The following is a 24,494-nucleotide window of genomic DNA, read 5'->3' on the forward strand; positions in this document are numbered from 1 at the left end:
CGCGCAGCCGCTACGCCGCCGACCTGCTCATCCGGTCACCCGAGAAGGTCGCCTTCCTCGGGGAGCCCAACGGTCTCGTCCCGCGCTCGCGCGAGGCCCTGACCGCCACGATGCGTGCGGCGGCCGGCCGCCGGGACAGTGGCGCCGACGCCATCTCCGCAGTCCGGGGGATCCGCCGCACGGAGATGCTGCGCATCGTCCTCGCTGACCTCGTCGGCGAGCTCGACGTGCTGGACGTGGGTGCCGCGCTGACAGATCTGACGGCGGCGGCCCTCGTCGTGTCGCTCGAGGCCGCCACGGCCGAGGTCGAGCGGCGGGAGGGAGCTGCGCTCGGAGGCGACCTGCTCGTCGTCGGCATGGGCAGCCTCGGGGGCGCCGAGATGGGTTATGCCTCGGATGCCGACGTCATGTTCGTCCACCGCCCGCACGACGCAGCGGACGAGGCGGGCGTGCAGGCTCGTGCCACGCTCGTCGTGCAGGAGCTGCGCAAGCTGCTCACCGCGGGTGCTGCCGAGCCGCCCCTGCCGCTCGATGCCGACCTGCGTCCGGAGGGCAAGAACGGCCCACTCGTGCGCAGCCTCGACTCCTTCCGCACCTACTACGAGCGGTGGGCCCTCACCTGGGAGTTCCAGGCCCTGCTCCGGGCGACACCGGTCGCCGGTCCGAGCGGACTCGCGGACGAGTTCCTCGGCCTCGTTGATCCGTTGCGCTGGCCCGAGGGCGGGCTGGACGAGCAGCAGGTTCGTGAGATCCGGCTGCTCAAGGCCCGGGTCGAGTCCGAGCGGCTGCCCCGTGGGGCCGACCCATCGACCCACATCAAGCTCGGCCGCGGTGGGCTGACCGACGTGGAGTGGACCGTGCAGCTGCTCCAGCTCCAGCACGCGCGCGCCCGCCCGAGCCTCCGGGTCACCGGCACCCTCCCGGCCCTCGCCGCCCTCGAGGCCGAGGAGCTCATCGCCCCGGCTGACGCGGCCGCGCTGCGCGAGGCGTGGTTCCTCGGCGTCCGGCTCCGGAACGCCGGGCTGCTCTGGAGGGGGAGGGCCGTCGACAGCGTCCCCGTCGACCTGCGCGACGCGGACGGGATGGGGCGGATCATCGGCCGGCCGGCCGGTGACGGCGCGGGGCTGCTCGAGCTGTGGCGCCGAGTGGCGCGTCGGGCGCGCCAAGCCGCCAGTTTCAACTTTTACGACTCCCCGCCTCGGGGTAGCGTCGTGCCGTGAACCAGCGCAGGGGTGCTTCAGGCCGCGACGTGTCGTACGCGGAACTCCTGCGGGTCCCGAGGTACCTCCCGGTGTTCCTCGCCGGTGCGCTGTCCATGTGGGGCGACTACGTCGCGCGGGTCACCATCGCCGCCGTCGTCTTCGAGCGGACGAGATCTCCGTTGGCCACGGCGACGACGCTCGCGATCAGCTTCGTGCCGACCTTCCTCGGTCGCAGCCTCCTTGGCCCGGTCGTCGACCGCTTCCGCTACAAGCACGTCCTCGTCGCGAGCCACGCCGCCCGCGCCGTCTGCGTGCTGGTGCTGCTCTGGCTGGTGACGACCGCGGCTCCGCTCGTGTCGATCTTCACTGCCCTCTTCGTGCTCGAGCTGATCGGTGGCGCCGCGAGCGCCTCCAGTCTCGTGCTCATCACCGACCTCTTCGAGCACGACCGGCCCCTCTATTCCAGGGCGGTGGCGCTCAGCGCGATGTCGGAACAGCTCAACCAGGCCCTGGGGCTGGCGCTCGGAGGTGGGCTCGTGGCCCTCGTCGGGCCCCAGGTGGGCCTGCTCATCGACCTCGGCACCTTCCTCGTCGCCGCGATCGTGATCCTCGTCGTGGTCCAGCTCCGCCCGGTGCGCGGGGACCGCGGCAAGGGAGTGCGTGGCTTCGTGCGGGACCTCGGAGCGGCAAGCGCCGACCTCGCCCGCCACCCGGTCCTGGCCCGGTTGATCTCCCTGAGCGCGGTGGCGAGCCTCGGCATCGCGGCTCCCGAGGCGCTGGCCATCCCCATCGCCGGGGACAACGGTTGGGGCGGAGTCCTGATGGCCACGCCGATCGTCGGGGCCGTGGTGGGCATCATCATGATCGGTCGCCTCGACGTCGTGCGGCAGAACTCCTCGATCATGCCTCTCGCGCTGGCCATGCCGTTGCCGTTGCTGGCGACCGCCCTGGAGCCACCGCTCACCGTGATCGTCGTGCTGTTTTTCGTCAGCGGCCTCCTGCAGGCCTTCATGGTCCCGCTGCAGGCGACCTTCGCCCTCGCCACGGCACCCGAGATGCGTGGGCGGATCTTCAGCCTCGCGGGCTCGATCTCCGTGCTCGCGGCGGGCGCGAGCTACCTCGGGGCCGGATGGGTGGCCCAAGCCACCAAGGACCCCCACCTGGCCGTGACGATCTGTGCGGCGCTGTGTCTCGCGCTCATCGGGCTGCTCGGATTGAGGTGGCCGCACCAACACGTGACGGCCACGGTCGAGCGGGCGTACGCCCCGTCGCGTCGCAGCCACGCAGCGTGACCGCACCTCTGGCCGTATGCCGCTGAGCGGGCTCCCGCTGCTTTCTCTCGGCAGCTGCCGGGTGAGTCCCGGTGAGAGCAGGGGGGATTGCCTCGGGGCTCAACTGCCGACGGGAACGGTCAGCCAGGACTCGGGTCGCATGAGGCGCTCGGTCCGCCCGTCGCCGGCGGTGTCGACGACGTAGCGGGAGCGGACCAGCTCGATCTCGTCGACGGCGAAGTCCACGCGCTCGATCTCCCGTCGTGACGCCACCCAGTCGACGAGCGCGGCGGGATGGGCGATGTCGCCGGCGAAGTGGACGAGGGTCGCGTACCAGATGTTGCGTCGACCGATCCCGGCGTCCTCGAACCAGGCCAGGTCGCCGAGCTCCGCCCGCAGTCGGTCCATGAACGCCCAGGGTGCGCCGTCACGTGGCTCGATCTGGGCCATGACCCCGGCCCGGCTCAACGTCAGGCCCGTCAGGGTGAACTCCAGCGGCGGCGTGGCCGCACACGCCCGCTCCATGGCGCTGCGCCAGATCGGAACGGCATCATCGGTCGGTGCTGCGGCCTCCCGGTAGGGCTCGAGCGCCCGCACGGTGAGGTGAACCGAGTCCTCGCGCCCCGTCACGAAGTGCCCGCCCCCCGCCCAGATCAACGCCCCGCGCATCAAGGTAGCCAGGGCGGCTCGCACGTCACTGGGCGGGCGGGCGATCACCGTGACCGGCCACCGGCCGCCGTCGACCGGTGGCACGTCACGCTGATGACTGCCGTTCAGAACCTGCGGTGCCGCCGCCTCGAAGAGCTGGTCGAAGACGGGGTTGTGCAGGGAGTTGGGCACGCGGGCAGCCTATCGGCGCAAGCCAGCCCAGCGGCATACGGCATGGGCTGGGGGCTGTCAGCGTGACTCGTCCGCCGCTGCGAGATCGCGAAGCACCGTCTCCAGGTCTGGGGTCTCGCGACGGTTCCACGGCATCTTGGCCAGCATCAGACCCATGAGGCAGCTGTTGGTCAACGCCGCGACCACGAGGCCCGCGCCGATGCCGGCGGAGATCCACTTCGCCCACGGCACGACGATGCTCAGCAGCACGCCGACCAGGACGATGGCACCCGCGAGGAGGCGGACCTGGCGCTCCAGCTCCCACGTCTCGGCGCCCCGGTTGAGCGGCGCACCGGCGCTCTCCCACGCGGTGACGCCGCCGACGAGGACGTGCACGTTGGGCAGATCCGTCGCGGCGAGCAAGCCTTCCGCCTGCGTCGCCCGGGCGCCGGACCGGCAGATGAGGACGAGGTCCTCGTCGAGGTGGGCGCGGAACTCCTCGCGGTGCTCCTTCAGGAGGTCGAGGGGCACGTTGTAGGAGCCGGGGATGTGCGACGCCTCGAACTCGGCCGGCGTGCGAACGTCGAGCAGTCGCGGGCCATCCGGTGCGGCCAGCCACTCCTGGAGGGCGGGCGCATCCAGCCCTGCAGGGCGGCGGGAGGTGGAGGTCGAGATGCTGTCGGACATCGGTCGTCCTTTCGTCAAGGGCGGCGTCGAGCGCGCAGGTCGGGAAAAGGAACGGCCGACCGTCGCCGTGGCAAGGTCAGCCGAGAGATACCCCGAGGGGTATGAGTGTCACCCTAACCCGGGGGTGCACCGATTCGCCAATTCCGCCAAACGTCAAGGGCCCGGGCCCACGCTGGAACGTGGACCCGGGCCCTTGAGCGATCTCGGTCAAGCTTCGTCAGAGGTCGTACTCGCTACGACTCTCCCTCGACTCCGCTGCCTCGCAAGCTCGGCCCCCGACCTCCGCTGCATCTTCGTCAGAGGTCGTACTCCCTACGACTCTTCCTCGACTCCGCTGCGGCCGGGTGCCTCGCAAGCTCGGCCCCCGACCTCCGCTGCATCTTCGTCAGAGGTCGTAGTACATCTCGAACTCGTGGGGGTGCGGACGGAACCGGATCGGGTCGATCTCGTTCTTGCGCTTGTACTCGATCCACGCCTCGATGAGGTCCTCGGTGAAGACGCCGCCCTCGAGCAGGTAGCCGTGGTCGGCCTCGAGCGCGTCGAGCACCTCGGGCAGGGAGCCGGGAACCTGCTGGATCGAGGCGTGCTCCTCCGGGGGCAGCTCGTAGAGGTCCTTGTCGATCGGCTCCGGCGGCTCGATACGGTTCTTGATGCCGTCGAGGCCGGCCATCAGCTGAGCGGCGAAGCACAGGTACGGGTTGGCCGACGGGTCGGGCACGCGGAACTCCACGCGCTTGGCCTTGGCCGAGGTGCCGGTCACGGGGATCCGGACGCAGGCCGAGCGGTTCCGGGCCGAGTAGACCAGGTTGACCGGGGCCTCGTAGCCGGGCACGAGTCGGTGGTAGGAGTTGATCGTCGGGTTCGTGAACGCCAGCAGCGACGGGGCGTGCTTGAGCAGACCGCCGATGTACCAGCGGGCGATGTCGGACAGGCCACCGTAGCCACGCTCGTCGTAGAAGAGCGGCTCGCCGTCCTTCCAGAGGGACTGGTGCGTGTGCATGCCGGAGCCGTTGTCGCCGAAGATCGGCTTCGGCATGAACGTCGCCGTGTGGCCCTGCCGCCAGGCGGAGTTCTTGATGACGTACTTGAACTTCATCAGGTCGTCGCCGGAGTGCAGCAGCGTGTTGAAGCGGTAGTTGATCTCCATCTGGCCGGCGGTGCCGACCTCGTGGTGGCTGCGCTCGACGTTGAGACCGACCTGCTTCATCTCGAGACACATCTGGTCACGCATGTCGGCGAAGTGGTCGACGGGGGAGACGGGGAAGTAGCCGCCCTTGAAGCGCGTCTTGTAGCCGCGGTTGCCGCCCTCTTCCTCACGACCGGAGTTCCAGGCCGCCTCGATCGAGTCGAGGTAGTAGTAGCCGGCGTTGGCCTTCGTCTCGAAGCGCACGTCGTCGAAGACGTAGAACTCGGCCTCGGCCCCGAAGTACGCCGTGTCGGCAATGCCGGTGGACTTCAGGTACTCCTCCGCCTTGAGGGCGATGTTGCGCGGGTCGCGGCTGTAGCGCTCGTCCGTGAAGGGGTCGAGGATCGAGAAGTTCATGACGAGCGTCTTCTCGGTGCGGTAGGGATCGATGTAGGCCGTGGCCGGGTCCGGCACGAGCTTCATGTCGGACTCGTGGATCGCCTGGAAGCCGCGGATCGACGAGCCGTCGAACATCTGGCCAACGGTGAAGAAGTCCTCGTCGACCGACTCAGCCGGCACGTTGAAGTGCTGCATGACACCGGGCAGATCGCAGAACCGAATGTCGACGAACTTGACGTCCTCGTCCTTGATGTACGCGAGGACCTCGTCAGCTGAGCTGAACATCCAACCTCCTGAAGTGGGGCGAGGTCGCCACGCGGATCACTCCCCGACTCGATGGAGTCGGGGCGCAGTATTGATCGAGCGACGGCCCCGTGCTGTCATCACCGACAGTAGTGGCCCCCGATTTCTCGTCCATGACCCCGATGTTTCCCGCGTGTTAACGACACCCCACGGGGGCAAGCCCCCCGTGCACCCCCCAACTGCCTGTCACCGCGCCCGTATGCCGCTGGGTCGGGTCGGGCGCGGATGGTTAGGCTGAGCACGTGGTTGACCGTAAGGACGTCGGATCCTGGCTCGAGGGCCCCAGCTCGCGGACCGGGAACACGGGGGAGTGGCCAGGGCAGCGCTTGGGGCTGGCCCCGCACGGTCCCGGCTCGATCGCGCGCTTCGGCCGTCGTCTCGTCGGCATCATCATCGACTGGGTCCTGGCCCTGGTCATCGCCAGAGGCCTGTTCCAGGTGCCCCTGCCGTTCTCCGAGCAGCCCGCGACGGGCACCCAGAACTTCATCGTCCTGGGCATCTTCGCGCTCATGAACGTCCTGCTCGTCGGGACTCTGGGCACGACGATCGGGCACCGCGCGATGGGCCTGCAGGTGCGCAGCGTCGCCGGTGGTCGCGCCACTCTGGCGCAGGCGCTCGTGCGCACGGTGCTGCTGTGCCTCGCGATCCCCGCCGTGATCTGGGACCGGGACGGCCGCGGCCTGCACGACAAGGTGCCCAACACGGTCATCGTCCGCGCCCGCTGACAACAAAAGAGCAGTTCGTCAGCCCTCTCCGGGGGACGAACTGCTCTTTCGATGGGCTTACTTGCCGCGGAGCGCCTTGCGGTCCATGCGGGCCCTGGTCGGGTCGATGCCCTTGGGCAGCGGGGCCTTCATCCCGCCGAGGGCCTTGAGTCGCTTGTTGACGACGGCCATCTCGTCCTTGGTGATCTGCGGGCGAAGGCGCTGCACCTTGTTGGCGAGCTTGCGGATCGGGACCTCGTCCTCACCTGATCCGACGCGCATCAGGATGACGGGCACGCCGGGAGCGACCCGCTCGACCCGCTTCTTCTCGGCGACGAGGAGCTTCTGCACCCGTCCGGTCGGACCCTCGCCGATGAGCACGACGCCGGGCCGGCCCAGGGCCCGGTAGACGACCGCTGCGGAGGTGAAGTCGCCCGGGCGGGCCACGTCGGCGGCCACGGGCTCGCGGTCGGTGTACCACCCGCGACGGATCGAGGTCAGCGCAGCGCCGGCCGCGCCGGTCTGGCCCTCGATCTGCCGGTAGGCGGCCGCTTCGGCGCGACGGCTCATGACGATCGTGGCCACGAGGATGCCGGTCATCAGACCGAAGATCGCGAAGATCCACCACAGCCCAACCAGCAGGCCGATGACGAGGATGACACCGAACGTGGCGAGGAAGGCGAGCAGCATCCACCACCCGACGAGGGGGTCCTGCTGCTTGGTGATCCGATAGACGTCGAAGATCTGGGACAGGCGTCCCTTCTTCTTCTCTGTGGGCGCCTGCGTGTCGCCGTCCTTGTTGCGTGCCATGCGGATCAGGATACGGCGCTGGCGGCCCGGGCCACCAATGACGCCGCTTCCTGGCGGGCGGGTGACTCGGCGGCCGCGGCCAGGTGGGAGAGGTGCTCGGGGATCTCGCGACCCCACTTGCGCATCGCGGTCGCCCAGAGGCGTCCGGCCCGGTAGGACGAGCGGACGAGGGGACCGGCCATGACGCCCTTGAAGCCCATGCCCTCAGCGACGTCCGACCAGTGGACGAACTCCTCCGGCTTGACCCAGCGGTCGATCGGGTGGTGCAGCTTCGAGGGGCGCAGGTACTGCGTGATCGTCAGGATGTCGCACCCGGCGTCGTGCAGGTCGCGGATCGCCGACTCGATCTCGGAGTCCGTCTCGCCCATGCCGAGGATGAGGTTGGACTTGGTCACGAGGCCCGCCTCGCGGGCCATGGTCAGCACCGTGAGCGACTTCTCGTAGGTGAAGGCCGGACGGATCCGCTTGAAGATCCGGGGGACGGTCTCGAGGTTGTGGGCGAAGACCTCCGGGCGGGCGTCGAAGACCTGGCCGACGAGCTCCGGCTTGGCGCCGAAGTCGGGCGGGAGGATCTCGACACCGGTGTTGGGGTTGAGCAGGTGGATCTGGCGGATCGTCTCCGCGTAGAGCGAGGCCGCGCCGTCCTCGAGGTCGTCGCGGGCCACGCCGGTCACTGTCGAGTAGCGCAGCCCCATCTGACGGACCGACTCGGCGACCCGGCGCGGCTCGTCGAGATCGAGGGCCTGCGGCCGTCCCGTGGCGATGTCACAGAAGTCGCAGCGGCGCGTGCAGATGTCGCCGCCGATGAGGAAGGTCGCCTCGCGGTCCTCCCAGCACTCGAAGATGTTGGGGCAGCCAGCCTCCTGGCACACCGTGTGCAGGCCCTCGCCCTTGACCAAGGAGTGCATCTGCGTGAACTCCGGCCCCATCTTGGCGGTCGTCCGGATCCACGAGGGCTTGCGCTCGATGGGGGTCTCGGCGTTGCGCGCCTCGACGCGCAGCAGGCGACGACCGTCAGGTGCGACAGTCACGGCGGCTCCTTCACTGGGGGCACGGGAAACCCGGGGTGGCCGGGCTCACAAAGCGTACGCCCGGCCGTCCCCGTCGCTGAAACTCGTCCGCCCCGCGGTCGGTCAGGTGACGTCGCGGCGCCGGAAGACGAGCACCGCTGCCGTCGTCACCACGCCGACGAGCACGAGGAGGTAGACCCAGCCGTGGGTGTAGCTGACGACCTGCGTCCGGTAGCCGCAGCTCAGCTCACCGGCCACCGTCGTGCACGACTCCGCCATGTACTCGTGGCCCTTGTTGAGGAAGGCCTGCAGGTTGGCGACGACAGTCCACGGGGTCAGCCGTCCACCGAAGAGGGCGCTGACCGCGATGAACTCGACGACGACGAGGTAGCCGAGCACGAGGCCGACGAGACCCGCCGTGTGCCGGATGAGGAGGGCGAGAGCGGCACCGAGCACCGCCGTGCCGACCGCCACCGCGAGGACCCGGAGGATGAGCTCGGGCACGGAGTCGTCGAGGGGCGGCGGCTCGGGGAGCGTGAGGTCCGCGCCGGGCCGGTTGAGCGTCGCGACCAACCGGGCGCCGACCACGAGGAGTGCCAGGCCGAGACCGGCGAGCACGGCGCTGCCGAGACCCGCAGCGATGAGCTTGCTCAGGGCGACGCGCACGCGCTGCGGCTTGAACGTGAGCCAGTTCCCGAGCGACCCGGTCACGAACTCGGCGGCGACGAAGCTGCCCATCAGGAGCAGGACGAGGAAGGCATAGGTGAACCCGGCGTAGGGCGCGAGGTTCGCGATGATGGTGTCCGCGAGCGGCAGGGCGATGCCCATCTCCTCCATCGTGGGCGACTGGAACACCCCGACCTGCTCGCACTGGAAGTCGATGCTGGCGTCGCCGCTGCGCTCCCGCTCGGCTGCCTGTGCCTCCTCGCACTTGGCGATCATCTGCGGGAGGTTGGCCTCCATCTCCTTCTTCTGCTGCTCCATGTCGGCCCGCATGGCCTCGTACTGCTCGAGCCGTTGGGCGAGTGTCTCCGGGCTGCTGGAGTTGTAGGCGTTGTAGACCATCAGGCCCGTGACCGCCACGACGGCGACGAGGACCGCCTTGGTCAGGCGGCGCCACCAGAGGCGGCGCAGCTCGACGCCGACGAGCCCGGGAAACGAGGTCCCCTTGGGGCGGACCTGCGACGTGGACTGCGCGTCCGGGGTGATCAAGGTGTGACTCATGCGGCACCTCCCGTCGCGAGACCGCCGGCTCGGAGGTCGGCCTCGGACCCGAGGCCCTCGTCCGCCGTGAGCGAGAGGAACGCGGACTCGAGGTCCGGCCGGATGGGGGTCAGCTCGCTGACGTAGAGGCCGTGACCGGCGAGCAGTCGAGTGATCTCTGCGGGGTCGTCGGCGCCGGAGACGAGCAGGTGCGCCTCCTCGCGGTTGACTCGCAGGCCGGCGGCCGTCAGGACGTCCTCCGCCCGGGCGGGGGCGGCGACGGCCACCCTGACCTGCGCGGCCCCACCGCCGCCGAGGATGTCGGCGACGGCGCCCTCGGCCAGCGTGCGACCGTGCCCGATGATCGTGACCGTGTCGGCCACCTGCTCGACCTCGGCGAGGATGTGCGAGCTGACGAGGACGGTGCGGCCGCTCGCGCCGAGGCTGAGCATGGTGTCGCGGACCTCCCGGATCCCGGCGGGGTCGAGGCCATTGGTCGGCTCGTCGAAGATGAGCAGCTCAGGATCCTTGAGCAGCGTGGCCGCGATGGCGAGGCGCTGCTTCATGCCGAGGGAAAACCCGGCGTAACGGTCCCGGCCGCGGTCGCGCAGGTGCGTCACCTCGAGGACCTCGTCGATGCGGTGGCGTGGCGTACCGATGGCGTCCGCCAGCAGCCGGAGGTTCTGCCGTGCAGTGAAGGCCGGGAAGAACTTGGGGGACTCCACGATCGCGCCGACCCGGTCGATGATGGCGGGCAGCTCCTGCGGGACGGGGTGGCCGAAGACCTGCGCCGTGCCGGAGTCGGGCCGGATCAGCCCGAGCAGCATCCGGATCGTGGTCGTCTTGCCCGACCCGTTGGGACCGAGGAAGCCGTGCACGCCGCCGGCCGGGACGGTCATGGTCAGGCCTTGGACGGCGACCCGGCGACCTCCTCTGCCGAGGTAGCTCTTGCGTAGGTTGACCGTCTGGACGGCGACGTCCATGAAACCCCCTGATCACACGTGTGCCGCTGCGGTGGCTCCCACAGGGTCAGCTCACCCTAGTGGCGCGGGGGAGCGTTCGTCAGGTGAGGACGCGCCGGTTCGGCTGGAGGGCCGGAATGATGTCGGCGAGGTGCTTCTCGACGTGCGGCAGGACCTCGGTCACGGGGACGTCGCGGTCCAGCTCGGCTGACAACGAGGTCACCCCGGCGCCGACGATGCCACAGGGAATGATGACCTCGCCCCAGGACAGGTCGGGGTTGCAGTTGAAGGCGAAGCCGTGCATGGCGACCTGACGGCTGACCCGGATGCCGATGGCGCCGATCTTGCGCCGTGGACCGCGGTCGTCGGCCGCGATCCACGTGCCGCTCTCTCCCTCGACGCGGCCCGCCTCGACGCCGAAGTCGGCGCAGACACGAATCATCATCTCCTCGAGCGCGCGCACGTAGCCGACGACGTCGATGGGCGCCGGCAGCCGCACGATCGGGTAGCCGGTGATCTGGCCGGGGCCGTGCCAGGTGATCTTGCCTCCGCGGTCGACGTCGACGACGGGGGTGCCGTCCTTCGGCCGCTCCTGGGGCTCGGTCCGCTTGCCGGCCGTGTAGACGGCGGCGTGCTCCAGCAGGTAGACGGTGTCTGGCTCCTCGCCGGCGACGACCTTGGCGTGCGTCTGCCGCTGGATCTCCCAGGCCTGCTCGTAGTCGACGAAGTCCGGGGCCAGGCCGAGGTGCACGAAACGCATGCGGTCAGGGTACGCCGGACATCCCTGCCCTTCCGTCGCCGTCCACCTAAGGTGGCCGTATGCCGCTGAGCTCGCTGCCCGGAGATCCTGCCCTTCGCGTGGGGCTGGCCGGTTACGGGACCGGTGGTCGTCAGTTCCACGCACCGGCTCTCCGCGGTGCCGGCCTCGAGGTGGCGGCCGTGGCGACGTCGAGCGCAGAACGAGCGGAGCAGGTTCGGGCCGAGCTGCCGGGTGCGCTGGTCGTGCCCGATCTCGAGGCGCTGCTCGGCGTCGATGACCTCGACCTGATCGTCCTGGCCACGCCGACCGGGCTGCACGCCGAGCAGGCGGAGCGGGTCGTCGAGGCCGGGGTCGCGGTCGTCGTCGACAAGCCGCTGGCCCGCACGGCGTCGGAGGCCCAGCACGTCGTCGACGCCGCGGCGCACCGTGGGGTGCCGCTGTCGGTGTTCCAGAACCGCCGCTACGACCCCGAGCTCGCCGCCCTGACCGCAGTGCGGGACGAGGGGCTCATCGGCCAGATCAGAAGGGCCGAGTACCGCTGGGACCGGTGGCGTCCTGAGCCGAAGCAGCGATGGCGAGAGACCCAGACAGCCGACGAAGGGGCCGGCCTGCTCCTCGATCTCGGCGCCCACCTCATCGACCAGGCGGTCATCCTGCACGGCGAGGTCGAGTCGGTCTATGCCGAGTTGTCTGCGCACACCGTCGTCGCCGAGGACGACTTCTTCGTTGCCTGCCGGCACACCTCCGGGATCGTCAGCCACGTCATGGCCACCTCGGTCAACGGCGCCCCCGGGCCGCGCGCCCGGTTGATGGGTTCGACCGGCGCCTATGTCATCGGCCGCCAGTTCGACGAGGTGAGCGCGTTCGCCGACTTCGAGTCCGCGGACGGGACCGTCGGCTGGGTCGTCCGTGGCGAGGTGCGCGAGCCCGGGCCGGCGGTCGGCCCGAGCGACCAGGCCGCCTTCTATCGGTCGGTCGCTGCGGCACTCAGGTCGGACGACCCGCAGGCAGCCATGCCCGTCGACCCGAGGGACGCGGTCCACGTGCTCGCCGTCATCGACGCCGCTCGCACCAGCCAGCAGGCCCGGCGCGTCGTGGAGGTGCTCACGCCCGGCGAGGCCCCCGGCTCCTGACGCGAGCCGATCCGGTCGGTCCCCAGACCGAACCGGGCGGACGAGGCTGGGACGGGCTCGTCCGCTGGGAGCCGGCCCAGCGGCATACGGCCAGGTCCTGAGCCTGTGGATGACGGCAGCGGGGCTCGGCCGTTTGCTGTGACGATGGGCTGGTGAGCGCTGTCGACTCGAGCCGTCCCGAGGTCCCCGGCCACCTGCTCGACCGGGTCATCGGGGAGGGCGCCTCCAGCGTCGTCTGGTCCGGCGTCGACCGGGACGGCGATCCGGTGGCGGTGAAGGTTCCACGCGACGCGTCCGTCCTGACACCCGCGGCCTGGGAGCAGGAGCGTCAGGTCCTGTGCGCGGTGAGTCACGAGCACCTCGTCCGGCTCCGCGAGGTGGTGGCCCTCGCCGACGGGCGGACGGCGTTCGTCTTCGACCGCGTCACCGGGGCCTCCGTCCGGTCCATGGTGCGGGCGCGCGGTCAGCTCCGCCCCGGCGAGGCCGTGACGATCCTGACGCCGATCTGCGAGGCGGTCGCTGCGCTGCACGCCGCCGGCGGTGTCCACGGCGACATCGCACCCGGCAACATCATGCTCACGGCGGCCGGCCGTCCGCTGCTGCTCGACCTCGGAGCCGCTCGCATCGTCGGCCAGCCCGGGGAGGTCTGGGGCACTGCGGGATTCGTGGCGACGGAGGTGCGTGAAGGCGGCCGGCCCACCAGCGCGAGCGACATCTTCTCCCTCGGTGCGGTCGCGTGGTTCTGTCTCACGGGCAATGGTGCTCCCGACACGCTGCAGCGTCTGGACCCGGAGATCGTGACCAGCCACGTCGGGCCCGAGCTCACTGCGGTGGTCGCTGCGTGCATCGATCCCGATCCCAGCGTGCGTCCCAGCGCCGCACGCCTGGCGAGCCTGTTCTACGAGGCCGTGCCGGCGGAGCCGGTTGAGGTCGTCGTCGGCGCTGACGACGCCTCTGAGCTCACCCATCGGCTCCGGGCCGAAGCCGCGCTCGATCCGCCGACGGCAGCACGGCGAGCCACCCGCCCGTGGCGGCGCATCGCCGCGGTCACCGCAGCCGCCTCCGTGTGCGTGGCCGCGTTGGTCGGCGGCGGCTGGCTCCTGCTCGGCCCGTCCTCGGCCGCCGAAGCCGCGCGCCCTCCCGCCCCCGCCGCTGGCCCGACGTCCTCGGCCCCTTCCGCTCCAGCGGCGACGACCCGCCCCGCGTCGCTGGCTGTCGACCGCGATGCGGCGGCGCCGAAGGCGCGGACGGCCGAGCTGCTGCAGCTGCTGTCCGACCGGCGCGCACGCGCGCTCATGGAACGCGACGCGGCCGGGCTCGCGGCCGTGCACCGGCAGGGCTCCGGCTCGCACGCCTCCGACGTGCAGCTCATCGAGACCCTGCTCGCTCGCGGCGAACGCTATGCACGCGTACGGCTGACGGTCGCCAAGGCCACGTGGCTCGCCGGCGACCGGGAACGCGCCACGATCCGGGCCCGCGTCGACTGGTCGGCCTACGAGATCGTCGACAGGGCGGGCGCTCGCGCGACCCGCGGGGCGGCAACTGGGGAGCTGCTCGACTTCGAGCTGCGTCTCGGCGCCCTGGGGTGGCGGATCGAGCACATCAACGTTGCAGCGTCCACCTGACGGCCGTGTCCAGGTCTGGGTGCTCGAACGTGAAACCCGCTTCGGCGAGGCGCGCTGGGCGGACCCGCTGGCTGGCGAGGATGCTGTCAGCGAACTCGCCGACGACCGCCCGGAGCGCCAGCCGTGGCGCCGGAAGGATCGCAGGCCGGTGCAGGGCGCGGCCGAACGCGTGGGCGATCTCGACCTGACGAGCCTCTCCCGGTGCGGCGAGGTTGAACGGCCCGACCTGGTCGGTGTGATCGATGAGAAACGTGACGGCGCGCACCGTGTCGGCGAGGGTGATCCACGGCCACCATTCCCGGCCGCTGCCGAGCGGCCCGCCCAGACCGAGCCGCGCAAGGAGCAGGAGCCGCTCGAACGCGCCGCCATCTGGTGCCATCACCAGGCCGGTGCGCACCATGGCGACCGGGGCGGACCCGGTCGCCTGCTCGGCCGCTGCTTCCCATTGCACGACGACGGAGGCGAGGAAGTCGTCGCCCGGCGGACTCTGCTCGGTGAGCGGCTCGTCACCGCGGTCGCCGTAGAAGCCCACCGCCGAGGCATTGACGAGACGAACCGCTCGTCCTGAGCGGGCGTGCTCCGCGGCGACGGCACGCGCAACGGTCGTCGTGGCGTCGATGCGCGAGGACAGGATGGCCCGCTTGTGGTCCTCGGTCCACCGCCGGTCACCGACACCCGCGCCGGCCAGGTTGACCACCGCGTCCACCTCCGCCAGGGCCTCTGGCTCGAGATCAGCGCGAGCCGGGTCCCACTGGAGCTCGTCCGACGCGGTGGTGGGGCGCCGGACGAGCCTGATCACCTCGTCGCCCCGGGCGACGAGGTGAGCACGAAGCGCGCCGCCGATCAGACCGGAGGACCCGGTGATGGCGACGCGCTTCGTCATGGTGTGCTGCTGCTCTCAGGCCTCGAAGCGACCCTCTTCGAGACGGGTCTTCATCGTGCCCAGGAAGCGAGCCGCGTCGGCGCCGTCGACGATCCGGTGGTCGTAGGACAGGGCCAGGTACATCATCGAGCGGATGGCGATCGTCTCGCCGCCGTCAGGGTCCGTCACGACGACGGGCCGCTTGACGATGGCCCCGGTGCCGAGGATGGCGACCTGCGGCTGGTTGATGATCGGCGTGTCGAAGAGCGCCCCACGGCTGCCCGTGTTGGTGATCGTGAACGTGCCACCAGCGAGGTCGTCGGGGGTGATCTTGTTGTTGCGGGTCCGGTCGGCCACGTCGGCGATGGCCCGCGCGAGGCCGGCAATGTTGAGGTCACCGGCGTTCTTGACCACCGGGACGAGGAGGCCCCGCTCGGTGTCCACGGCGATGGAGAGGTTCTCCGTGCCGTGGTAGACGACCTCGTCGCCCTCGACGCTGGCGTTGACCATCGGGTGCGCCTTGAGGGCCTCGGTCGCGGCCAGGGCAAGGAAGGGCAGGAAGCTGAGCTTGGTGCCCTCGCGTGCCTCGAAGTCGCGCTTCGCCCGCTCGCGGATCCGGGCGACCTTGGTCAGGTCGACCTCGACGACGGTGGTGAGCTGAGCCGACACCTGCAGCGACTCGACCATGCGGGTGGCGATGACCTTGCGCAGGCGCGACATCTTCTCGCGGGTGCCGCGCTTCGGGCTCACCGAGGCAGCCTGAGCGCCACCCGAAGCGGCCGGGGCGGCCGCAGGCTGCGCCGGGCCGGCGGTCGGTGCCGTCGGTGCCGCCGGTGCCGCAGCGGGCTCGGGGGCCGGGGGCTGCTGAGCCGCCTGCGCGGCATCGAGCACGTCCTGCTTGCGGATCCGGCCACCGACTCCAGTGCCCGTGAGGGTCGAGAGGTCGATGCCGTGCTGGGCAGCGAGCTTGCGCACCAGCGGCGTGACGTAGGCAGCCGCCTCTGCGGTCTGGGCCGACCCTGCCGCGGGCGCTGCTGCCGGTGCGGGCGTCGCTGCAGGCTGAGCCGGTGCCTGTGGCGCCTGCTGCTGTGCGGGGGCCTCGGCCTGGGCGGGCTCCTCGGCCTGCGCCGCTGCCTGTGGCTCGGCGGGTGCCTCGGCCTGGGCGGGAGCCGACCCGCCGATGATGGCGAGGTCGCCGCCGACCGGGACCGTCTCGTCCTCGCCGACGAGGATCTTCGTCAGGGTGCCTGCAACGGGAGAGGGGATCTCGGTGTCGACCTTGTCCGTGGACACCTCGAGCAGCGGCTCGTCGACGGCGACCTCGTCGCCCTCGGCCTTGAGCCAACGGGTGACCGTGCCCTCGGTGACCGACTCGCCCAGTGCCGGCATCGTGACGGTCTGGCCCTCGCCACCGCCGGCCGGCGAGGCGGCCGCCTGCTGCTGGGCCTGCTCGGCCTCCGGCTCGCTCGTCGCCGGTTGCGGCTCCTGCTCCGTGCTGGGTGCTTCGGGAGCCGGTGCGGCCTGCTGCTCCTGCTGCTGGGCCGGCTGCTCCGCAGGAGCCTGCTCCTGGGCCTGCTCAGCCGGGGCGGCCTCCTGAGCGGGCGCCTCGCCGTCGCCGATCACGGCCAGGTCCGCCCCGACGGGGACGGTGTCGTCCTCCTGGACGAGGATCTCCTGCAGGGTGCCTGCGACGGGGGAGGGGATCTCGGTGTCGACCTTGTCCGTCGAGACCTCGAGCAGGGGCTCGTCCACCTCGACGCGATCGCCGACGCTCTTCAGCCAGCGGGTGACGGTCCCTTCGGTGACGGACTCACCCAGGGCCGGCATGGTCACGCGTTCTGACATGACGTGTTCTCTCCTCTTCCCAGTTACTGGCTCAAGCGTGCGCGTGCAAAGGCTTACCGGCCAGGGCCAGGTGGGCCTCGCCGAGCGCCTCGTTCTGCGTGGGGTGGGCGTGCACGAGGCCGGCGACCTCGTCGGGGTGCGCTTCCCAGTTGACGATGAGCTGTGCCTCGCCGATCTGCTCACCCACCCGGGCACCGATCATGTGAACACCCACCACGGGTCCATCCTTGCGCCGAACCAGCTTGATGAACCCCTGAGTGCCCAAGATCTGGGACTTGCCGTTGCCGCCGAGGTTGTACTCGTAGGTCTCGACCTCATCGCCGAACGACTCGCGGGCCTGCGCCTCGGTCAGTCCGACAGAGGCCACCTCGGGGTCGCAGTACGTGACGCGAGGGATGCCCGTCTCCTTGATCGGAGCGGGAGACAGACCGGCGATCTCCTCGGCGACGAAGATGCCCTGGGCGAACCCACGGTGCGCGAGCTGCAGGCCGGGGACGATGTCGCCGACGGCGTAGACCCCGGGGACGTTGGTCTGGAGCCGCTCGTTGGTCGGCACGAAGCCCCGGTCGACGGTGATGCCGGCGGCCTCGTAGCCCAGGCCTTCGGTCACGGGACCACGGCCCACGGCGACGAGCAGCAGGTCAGCGGTGAGCGTCTCGCCCGACTCGAGCGAGACGGTGACCACGTCGTCTGCCTGGGTGGCGCCGGCGAACCGGGCGCCGGTCTTGAAGGCGATCTTCCGCTTGCGGAAGGAGCGTTCCAGCTGCTTGCTGATGACCTCCTCCTCGGCGGGGACGAGGTGGGGCAGCGCCTCGACGATGGTCACCTCCGCGCCGAAGCTGTTGAAGACCGAGGCGAACTCGACGCCGATCACGCCGCCGCCGAGGACGACGACCCGGGCGGGGACGTGGTCGAGGGTGAGGGCCTGGTCGGAGGTCATGATCCGGCCGTCGATCTCCAGGCCGGGCAGGGACTTGGCGTAGCTGCCGGTGGCGAGCACGACGTTCTTGCCGGTGAGGCGCCGCTCGCCGACCACGACCGTGTGGGGACCGTCGAGTGCGCCGGTCCCTTCGACGTAGTCCACCTGGGCTGACTTCACCAGGCCCTGGAGGCCCTTGTGGAGACGGCTCACGACGCCGTCCTTGTAGGAGTGGACCGCCGCCATGTCGACCGACTCGAACGTCGTCCTGACGCCGAAACGGGAGCCCTCCCGCGCCACGTCGGCGACCTCGGCGGCGTGGAGCAGCGCCTTGGTCGGGATGCACCCGCGGTGAAGGCACGTGCCGCCGAGCTTGCTCTTCTCGACGAGGGCGACCTTGAGGCCCAACTGTGCCGACCGGAGAGCACAGGCGTAGCCGCCGGACCCCCCACCGAGGATGACGACGTCGTAGTCGCCTGCGGCTTCAGCCGACATGTGCTGGTGCTCCTTCACGGCTCGATGACAGGTGGGTCATGCAGGTGCGCCACGGCTTGGGTGACGCAAGAGCATCTTGTCATTGATCGAGAGCGACGTCACAGGCAGGTCACGCTGGCCGGTCATGCAGGCACTGGCATGGTGGCGTCGTATTGTGCGGGCATGGCTTGGTTCTCCCGCCGCCGTCGCGCCAAGGACACGCCCATGCTGGGCCGGTCCGACGGGCCGTTGATGGACATCGACCGCAAGGCGGTCGAGGCGCACCTGCGCGGTTTCGTCGAGTCCAGGCGCGGCGTGGAGGCCTACGTCGAGCCCGCCACGAGCGTCACGCCCACCACCGTCGTGCTCATCGCCTGGGACGGTGAGTGGACTCGCCGAGCAGTCGGTGCGCGCAAGGACGCGTTCGAGGTGGCGCAACGGCTGGGCGTGCCCGTCTACGACGTCAACCACACCGGCTACCCCAACCGCATGCGCGAGTGGAACAGCCGTCAGCGTCGCGGAGGTTCGTGAGCCGGCTGCTCCCGAAAACACTGGCCCGTATGCCGCTGGGCTGAGAGTGTGGGGATCGTCAGGTCCGCGCCGGTGCAGGAGGTAACGCACATGTCCAAGCCAGAGGGTTCCAGCAACGGGCCGAGCGAGGAAGTGAAGGCCAAGTTCCGCGAGGCGTTGGCCAAGAAGCACGCGCACGGCGGCAAGGACGTCTCCGAGGACGACCACGACCGCTCGAAGGTGCATGGGGCGCACGGGCCGGCCAAGGCCCAGCAGATGTTCCGCCGGAAGGCCGGCAGCTAGCCGACCGGCACTCTCGGCCCGGCCCTCAGGGCGCGTCCAGAGGGCCGAGAGTGCCTCTTCGACCGAGGATCAGGCGTAGCTCTCCACGAGCGAGACCAGCGTCCGGACGGCGAAACCGGTGCCGCCCTTGGGCAGGTAGCCGTTCGGCGTCTTCTCGTTGAAGGACGGCCCGGCGATGTCGATGTGGCTCCAGGGGATGCCCTCGCCGACGAACTCGCCGAGGAAGATGCCCGCCGTCAGCATGCCGCCCTCGACGCCGCCCTTGTGCGCGAGGTCAGCGTTGATCGACTCCAGGGCCGGCCGCAGCTCCTTGGGGAGCGGCATCGGCCACATGGCCTCGCCGGCGACCGATGCCGCCTCGAGCACCCGCTCCCGGAAGGCGTCGTCGTTGGCCATGACCGCGGCGGTGTTGGCGAGGGCGACGACCTGGGCGCCGGTCAGTGTCGCGACGTCGACGATCGCATCGGGCCCGGCCTCGCTCGCGAGCGCGATGCAGTCGCCGAGGACCATGCGACCCTCGGCGTCGGTGTTGAGGATCTCGACGGTCTTGCCCCCGCGCATGGTGACGACGTCGCTGGGGCGCTGCGCCGTCGAGCTCGGCATGTTCTCCGCGAGGCCGAGGTAGCCGGTGACCGCCACGGGAAGGCCGAGCTCGGCGATGGCGAGAACCGCGGCGGCGACGGCGGCCGCGCCCGCCATGTCGCTCTTCATCGTCACCATGCCGGTCGCCGGCTTGATGCAGAGGCCGCCCGAGTCGAAGGTGATTCCCTTGCCCACCAGTGCGATCGACGTCTTGGCCCGGGCCGGGGCGTAGGTCAGCACCGCGATCCGAGGCTCGTTGGCAGATCCCTGCCCGACCCCGACCGTGCCGCCGAAACCGCCGGCGCGCAGCTGCTTCATGTCGTAGCTCTTGAGCTTGACCTTGCTGCCCTTGACCCGGTCGGCGAGCGAGTCCACGAACGTGGCGGGAAAGAGCAGGTTCGGCGGGAGGTTGACGAGGTCACGGGTGTAGGCGACGGCCTGGGCGACGACGGCGGCCCGCTTCACGGCCTTGCGGGCGGCCGCATCGGCGGGTCCGGCGATGGCGATCGTCGCGACGCCGTCAGTGCTCGGCACACCCGCCTTGGAGACCGTGTAGGCCCCGAGGGCCGCACCCTCAGCGGTCGCGGCGACGAGCGCCGGCGTCGTCCCGGGGACGGCGACCACGGCCTTCTTCTTCTTGCTCAGCGAGCGGAGCGCCGCACCGAAGCCACGACGGACGTCCTCCAGCGACTCGCCGTCCTCGGGTCCCTTCAGCTCGCCGATCCCGGCCAGCACGACGATCCGGGCCGCGACACCGGGCACGGCCGCGACGGCCGTCACCTCGCCGACCTTGCCGGTGAGGTCGAGGTCCGAGACCACCGACTTGAGGTGCGTGACGGTCTTCCGGGCCAGGCCGTGGCCGGGGGCGAGGGCCGCACCGTCGGCGGCCGAGACGAGCCCGAGGACGAGTGCGTCGCCGGCGGCCTCGGCGGCCGTGCGGGTGGACAGGGTGAGGTTGGCCACGAAGGACTCCTTGTCGAGGTGTGCGGGCGGCTGCCCGGGAACGGACCGGGACGGTGGTCCCGGTCGGCGCATGTGGCGACGATGATAAGGCCGCGGCGACCGCGCTAAGTTGGCCGCATGACGACAACGATGTCGGGGACGACCTCCCCGTTGACCTCTCCGCTCCACGACCGTCACGTCGAGCTCGGCGCCAAGATGGCCGACTTCGGCGGCTGGGACATGCCGATCGAGTATCCGGGCGGGGGTGTCGTCGCGGAGCACACGACGGTGCGGGAGCGGGTCGGCGTCTTCGACGTCAGCCACCTGGGCAAGGCGTCGGTCAAGGGCCCCGGTGTGGCTGACTTCGTCAACTCGTGCTTCACCAACGACCTCCGCCGGATCGCGCCGGGGCAGGCGCAGTACACGCTCTGCTGCGACGAGTCAGGCGGCGTCGTGGACGACCTCATCGCCTACCTCAAGTCGGACGACGAGGTCTTCCTCATCCCCAACGCCGCCAACACCACAGAGGTCGTGCGGCGGCTGCAGGCCGCGGCGCCCGAGGGCATCGAGGTCACCAACCTCCACCACTCCTACGGCGTGATCGCCGTCCAGGGCACGAAGAGCGACGAGGTCCTCGACGCGCTCGGCCTGCCCACCGGACACGACTACATGTCCTTCGTCGAGGCGGACTGGCAGGGTCGACCGGTGATCGTGTGCCGGACGGGCTACACGGGCGAGCGAGGATACGAGCTCGTTCCCCGCTGGGACGACGCTCCGGCACTCTGGGACGCCCTCGTCGAGGCCATCGCACCCTTCGAGGGCAAGCCCTGCGGGCTCGGAGCGCGAGACACGCTCCGGACGGAGATGGGCTACCCGCTCCACGGTCAGGACCTGTCCCTCGAGATCAGCCCCGTCCAGGCTCGGGCCGGGTGGGCGGTCGGCTGGAAGAAGGACGCGTTCTGGGGCCGAGAGGCGCTCCTCGCCGAGAAGGCCAACCCCTCCCGGTTGAGCCGGGGACTGCTCGTGACGGGACGGGGCCTCCCGCGGCAGCACTGCGCCGTATCGAAGGACGGGGCGGCGGTCGGCGAGGTCACCTCGGGCACGTTCTCCCCGACGCTGAAGCAGGGCATCGCACTGGCCCTGCTGCACCCGGACGTGGCCGAGGGTGACACCGTCGAGATCGACGTGCGCGGCCGAGCCGTCGAGGCGCAGGTCGTCAAGCCGCCGTTCGTCGAGGTGCAGGTCCGCGAATCCTGACCGTCGGCAGGGGATGCGGGAGGCCGGTGAGGGGCGGCGGCCGGTGGTGAGGGGCCGTTGTCAGAGCGTGGCGACGAGGCTGCTCGCGGCGACGAGCGCTGCCGCGAGAGAGATCTCCATCGCGGCGCCGATGACGTCACCGGTGATCCCGCCGAACCGCCGGACTGCATGACGCGTGACGAGCCAGGCACCGAGGAGGGCGCCCCCGGGGACGAGCCCAGCGGCATACGGCATGGCGTCGAGGAGGACGAGCGCACCCAAGCCGGCGAGAACCACGCCCCCGACCGCGGCGAGCAGACCGAGCGGTCGGACGGTCCCCGCGACGGCCGCGCCGAGCCCGCCCGGACGTGCAGCGGGAACCCCGTGGCGGCAGGCGACCACGGGGGCCAGCCGGCTCGAGACGAGGCTGATCACCGCCAGGGCGGTGCCGGGAACGGACGTGAGCAGGGAGGCCAGCGCAGCAGCTTGGAGAAGGAGCACGAGCACGAGGGCCGCCGCCCCGGCCGGGCCGGTGTCGCCCTTCTTCATGACCTCGAGGGCGCGCGAGCGATCCAGGCCAGACGACAGACCGTCGGCGACGTCCGCCAGCCCGTCGAGGTGCATCGCCCGGCTGAGCAGCGCGGCCCCGATGAGCGCAACCACCGCCGCCACGGGAGGAGCCAGCCATCCGATCGTCACGGCCAGCCCCAGGCCCGCCCACAGCGTCCCGGCAAGCAGGGCAGTGACGGGCGCGAGAACCATGGCGCCCGCCGCGACGGACCGGTCGATCCGGCTCGGGGGGCGCACCGGCACGACGAGGAAGGTGCCCGCGCTCAGCCGCCAGGCGTCACGCATCGAGCGTCCGAGGCGGCGGCGACTGCGGGACGACCGGCAGGGTGGAGAGGTCGAGGACGCGACCGGCGACCACGAGGTGCACCGCGGCGGCGACGTGGGCCACGCGCGCGTTAAGCCGGCCGAGCTCGTCCTGGAAGAACCGGCCGGACGCCGTCATCGGGACGAGGGACCACCCGACCTCGTTCGTCACGATGACGACGGGGTGCGCCACCCGGTCGAGGGATTCGACGAGCGAGTCCGTCCGCTCCCGGAGGTGTGCCGCGGCCACGGGAAGGTCGTCCCAGCCGACGAGGTCGACCTGAGCGGTCAGCCAGGTGCCGAGGCAGTCGATGAGGACCGGACCGGGGGCCTCACTGAGCGCGGCGTCGAGATCGACCGTCTCGAGCGTGCGCCAGCTCGTCGGGCGACGGTGCTGGTGCGACCGGACCCGCTCCGCCCAGGCATCGTCGTCGTCAGCCGCCGGCCGCCCCGTGGCCACGTAGAGGACGTCCCGGTGCAGGGCGAGGAGCTCCTCCGCGTGGCGGCTCTTGCCGCTGCGGACCGGACCCGTGACCAGCGTCGTGGTGCGCGCCGTCATGGACGCGTCGCTCCTGGGGCGGCGCCCACGCGGGCGGACTCGAAGGTGACGGCCGTCCCGAACGCCGCACGTCGAGCCGCACGCCGAAACACGCGAAGCAGGGCGGGTCCCGCCACGAGCACGAGCAGGGCGTTGAGGAGGCCACGAGGGAGGTCCCACCCGAGCGAGGTGGCGAGATAGAAGACCCCGTAGTGGGCGAGGTTGTCCCCGAGCGAGGCCCCCGGCACGAAGCCCATGCCGGTCGGTGCGTTGGCTCCGAGGAACGGCCAGAACCAGAGGTTCATGAAGAGGCCATAGACCAGCCCGGTCAGCAGGGCATAGCCGGCGAGGACCCACCTCTCCGGCCGAGCGCCGCCTCGCAGTGGCAGGAGTCCGGCGCCGAGCCCGACTCCGCCGGCGCAGATCATCTGGAACGGCAGCCACGGACCGACCCCGCCCGTGAGCAGCGCGCCGGTGAGCAGGGCGAGCGACCCCGAGACGAAACCGACTCCGGGCCCGAGGACGCGACCGGCGACGATGATGACGAAGAACATCGGCTCGAGGCCGGCGGTGCCGGCGCTGAGGACGCGCATGGCACCTCCTGCCGCAGCAGTCACGCCGAGGACGGCGATGGTCTTCGCGTCCAGCCGGCCGGCCGTGACCTCGGCGAGGGCGACGAGCGTGAGCAGGGCGAGGATGCCGGCGAACAGCCACGGGGTGTCGTTGCCGTGGGTCCGCACGAACTCGGATGATGCGAAGAACGGCCAGACGAAGGCGATCAGCCCGATGCCGGCGACGAGGACGAGTGCGGCCGCGGCGGGGCGGCGGAAGGGAATGACGGTCATGCCGACCGTCCCAACGCGGCGGCGACCTCGTCCACCGTGAGCCAGGTCTGCGGGAGGAGGACCTTGGTCACCTGGGGGGCGAAGGCCGGGGACGACGCGAGCACCGCGCGCACGGCCCCGTCGGTGACGACTTCGCCATCGGCGATGATGACGACCCGGTCGGCGACCTCAGCGGCGAGCTCGACGTCATGCGTGGCGAGCAGCACCGTGGTTCCCCGGGCTGCCAGCTCACGCAGGGCGGTGCTGAGGCGCTGCTTCGCGCCGTAGTCGAGGCCCCGGGTCGGCTCGTCGAGGAGCAGGACTGCCGGGGAGCCGGCGAGGATCACCGACAGGGCGAGCTCGAGACGCTGCCCCTCGGACAGGTCACGGGGATGCCGATCGGGATCCAGGCCTCCCGAGATTCGTTGCAGGAGCAGGGCGGTGGTGCCGGCGGGCACCCCGAAGTCGGCGTCGGCCGCCGCGCACTCTGCCGCCACGGAGTCGGTGTAGAGCAGCAGCTCCGGCTGCTGGGGCACCAGGCCGACGACGGCGACCCGACGTCGGGCGGGCAG

The 24,494-nt window shown here is 70.9% G+C and carries 23 protein-coding genes and 1 pseudogene; 8 read left to right on the forward strand and 16 right to left on the reverse strand.

Going from position 1 to position 24,494, the window contains the following annotated elements:
• Together OO014_RS14050 and OO014_RS14055 are read left to right on the forward strand one after the other, a co-directional pair.
• Positions 1-1,220: pseudogene (locus tag OO014_RS14050) on the forward strand (bifunctional glutamine-synthetase adenylyltransferase/deadenyltransferase); the annotation flags it as partial.
• Positions 1,217-2,494 carry an MFS transporter gene (locus tag OO014_RS14055; RefSeq protein ID WP_272462951.1) on the forward strand — a complete coding sequence of 426 codons (1,278 nt, stop codon included), beginning with the start codon at positions 1,217-1,219 and terminating at the stop codon, positions 2,492-2,494. The pseudogene OO014_RS14050 and the gene OO014_RS14055, both read left to right, overlap by 4 nt.
• Before the next feature lie 99 nt (positions 2,495-2,593).
• On the opposite strand, the gene OO014_RS14060 is transcribed toward OO014_RS14055, so the two are convergent.
• From OO014_RS14060 to glnA, 3 genes are all read right to left on the reverse strand, one after another.
• Entirely contained in the window at positions 2,594-3,313 is a 720-nt protein-coding gene (locus OO014_RS14060; RefSeq protein WP_272462952.1) for a 2'-5' RNA ligase family protein, read from the reverse strand.
• A gap of 57 nt (positions 3,314-3,370) precedes the next feature.
• A complete protein-coding gene (locus OO014_RS14065) occupies positions 3,371-3,979 on the reverse strand; it encodes a rhodanese-like domain-containing protein (protein ID WP_272462953.1) in 609 nt (202 codons plus the stop codon).
• 385 nt (positions 3,980-4,364) lie between these two features.
• Positions 4,365-5,789 (reverse strand): type I glutamate--ammonia ligase, encoded by a 1,425-nt coding sequence (gene glnA, locus OO014_RS14070; RefSeq protein WP_272462954.1) that lies wholly within the window; start codon positions 5,787-5,789, stop codon positions 4,365-4,367.
• Positions 5,790-6,049: 260 nt separating this feature from the next.
• On the opposite strand from glnA, the gene OO014_RS14075 reads away from it, so the two are divergent.
• Complete coding sequence (locus OO014_RS14075) at positions 6,050-6,532, forward strand: RDD family protein (RefSeq protein WP_272462955.1); 483 nt, start codon at positions 6,050-6,052, stop codon at positions 6,530-6,532.
• 57 nt (positions 6,533-6,589) lie between these two features.
• On the opposite strand, the gene OO014_RS14080 is transcribed toward OO014_RS14075, so the two are convergent.
• From OO014_RS14080 to lipB, 5 genes are all read right to left on the reverse strand, one after another.
• A complete protein-coding gene (locus OO014_RS14080; RefSeq protein ID WP_272462956.1) occupies positions 6,590-7,321 on the reverse strand; it encodes a DUF4191 domain-containing protein in 732 nt (243 codons plus the stop codon).
• A 5-nt stretch (positions 7,322-7,326) separates the two neighbouring features.
• Complete coding sequence (gene lipA / locus OO014_RS14085) at positions 7,327-8,352, reverse strand: lipoyl synthase (protein ID WP_272462957.1); 1,026 nt, start codon at positions 8,350-8,352, stop codon at positions 7,327-7,329.
• Positions 8,353-8,454: 102 nt separating this feature from the next.
• The gene (locus OO014_RS14090) at positions 8,455-9,555 is read right to left on the reverse strand and encodes a hypothetical protein (protein WP_272462958.1); all 1,101 of its coding nucleotides are present in this window, start codon (positions 9,553-9,555) and stop codon (positions 8,455-8,457) included.
• On the reverse strand, positions 9,552-10,517 hold the full coding sequence (locus tag OO014_RS14095) for an ABC transporter ATP-binding protein (protein WP_272462959.1): 966 nt from the start codon (positions 10,515-10,517) through the stop codon (positions 9,552-9,554). Before OO014_RS14095 ends, OO014_RS14090 begins: the two co-directional genes overlap by 4 nt.
• Before the next feature lie 79 nt (positions 10,518-10,596).
• On the reverse strand, positions 10,597-11,256 hold the full coding sequence (lipB, locus tag OO014_RS14100) for a lipoyl(octanoyl) transferase LipB (protein WP_272462960.1): 660 nt from the start codon (positions 11,254-11,256) through the stop codon (positions 10,597-10,599).
• A 59-nt stretch (positions 11,257-11,315) separates the two neighbouring features.
• On the opposite strand from lipB, the gene OO014_RS14105 reads away from it, so the two are divergent.
• On the forward strand, positions 11,316-12,389 hold the full coding sequence (locus OO014_RS14105; RefSeq protein ID WP_272462961.1) for a Gfo/Idh/MocA family oxidoreductase: 1,074 nt from the start codon (positions 11,316-11,318) through the stop codon (positions 12,387-12,389).
• A gap of 152 nt (positions 12,390-12,541) precedes the next feature.
• On the forward strand, positions 12,542-14,014 hold the full coding sequence (locus tag OO014_RS14110; protein WP_272462962.1) for a serine/threonine-protein kinase: 1,473 nt from the start codon (positions 12,542-12,544) through the stop codon (positions 14,012-14,014).
• Here the strand turns inward: OO014_RS14110 and OO014_RS14115 are convergent.
• The 3 genes from OO014_RS14115 to lpdA are packed head-to-tail and all read right to left on the reverse strand — an operon-like array spanning position 13,992 to position 18,135.
• Positions 13,992-14,897 carry a TIGR01777 family oxidoreductase gene (locus tag OO014_RS14115; protein WP_272462963.1) on the reverse strand — a complete coding sequence of 302 codons (906 nt, stop codon included), beginning with the start codon at positions 14,895-14,897 and terminating at the stop codon, positions 13,992-13,994. The genes OO014_RS14110 and OO014_RS14115 overlap by 23 nt on opposite strands.
• A 15-nt stretch (positions 14,898-14,912) precedes the next feature.
• Positions 14,913-16,721 (reverse strand): 2-oxoglutarate dehydrogenase, E2 component, dihydrolipoamide succinyltransferase, encoded by a 1,809-nt coding sequence (sucB, locus tag OO014_RS14120; protein ID WP_272462964.1) that lies wholly within the window; start codon positions 16,719-16,721, stop codon positions 14,913-14,915.
• 31 nt (positions 16,722-16,752) lie between these two features.
• Positions 16,753-18,135, reverse strand: coding sequence for a dihydrolipoyl dehydrogenase (gene lpdA / locus OO014_RS14125; protein WP_272462965.1), 1,383 nt, complete (start codon positions 18,133-18,135; stop codon positions 16,753-16,755).
• A 162-nt stretch (positions 18,136-18,297) separates the two neighbouring features.
• Here lpdA and OO014_RS14130 point away from each other — a divergent pair, with 162 nt between their 5' ends.
• On the forward strand, positions 18,298-18,645 hold the full coding sequence (locus OO014_RS14130; RefSeq protein WP_272462966.1) for a hypothetical protein: 348 nt from the start codon (positions 18,298-18,300) through the stop codon (positions 18,643-18,645).
• Positions 18,646-18,735: 90 nt separating this feature from the next.
• Positions 18,736-18,927 (forward strand): DUF5302 domain-containing protein, encoded by a 192-nt coding sequence (locus OO014_RS14135; protein ID WP_272462967.1) that lies wholly within the window; start codon positions 18,736-18,738, stop codon positions 18,925-18,927.
• A 69-nt stretch (positions 18,928-18,996) separates the two neighbouring features.
• Here the strand turns inward: OO014_RS14135 and OO014_RS14140 are convergent, their stop codons facing one another.
• Entirely contained in the window at positions 18,997-20,472 is a 1,476-nt protein-coding gene (locus OO014_RS14140) for a leucyl aminopeptidase (RefSeq protein WP_272462968.1), read from the reverse strand.
• A gap of 117 nt (positions 20,473-20,589) precedes the next feature.
• Here OO014_RS14140 and gcvT point away from each other — a divergent pair, with 117 nt between their 5' ends.
• The gene (gcvT, locus tag OO014_RS14145; RefSeq protein WP_272462969.1) at positions 20,590-21,708 is read left to right on the forward strand and encodes a glycine cleavage system aminomethyltransferase GcvT; all 1,119 of its coding nucleotides are present in this window, start codon (positions 20,590-20,592) and stop codon (positions 21,706-21,708) included.
• 60 nt (positions 21,709-21,768) lie between these two features.
• Here the strand turns inward: gcvT and OO014_RS14150 are convergent, their stop codons facing one another.
• The 4 genes from OO014_RS14150 to OO014_RS14165 all read right to left on the reverse strand — a co-directional run.
• Positions 21,769-22,542, reverse strand: a complete 774-nt coding sequence (locus tag OO014_RS14150) for an adenosylcobinamide-GDP ribazoletransferase (protein ID WP_272462970.1) — start codon at positions 22,540-22,542, stop codon at positions 21,769-21,771.
• Positions 22,535-23,119, reverse strand: a complete 585-nt coding sequence (locus OO014_RS14155; protein ID WP_272462971.1) for a bifunctional adenosylcobinamide kinase/adenosylcobinamide-phosphate guanylyltransferase — start codon at positions 23,117-23,119, stop codon at positions 22,535-22,537. The genes OO014_RS14150 and OO014_RS14155 overlap by 8 nt, the downstream gene beginning before the upstream one ends.
• Positions 23,116-23,943 (reverse strand): ECF transporter S component, encoded by an 828-nt coding sequence (locus OO014_RS14160; RefSeq protein WP_272462972.1) that lies wholly within the window; start codon positions 23,941-23,943, stop codon positions 23,116-23,118. Before OO014_RS14160 ends, OO014_RS14155 begins: the two co-directional genes overlap by 4 nt.
• Positions 23,940-24,494 (reverse strand): AAA family ATPase (locus tag OO014_RS14165; protein WP_272462973.1); only part of this gene is annotated, 555 nt, incomplete at its 5' end. The genes OO014_RS14165 and OO014_RS14160, both read right to left, overlap by 4 nt.

Origin of the sequence: Intrasporangium calvum (assembly GCF_028446585.1) — a bacterium.
Classification (GTDB): Bacteria; Actinomycetota; Actinomycetes; order Actinomycetales; family Dermatophilaceae; genus Intrasporangium; species Intrasporangium calvum_A.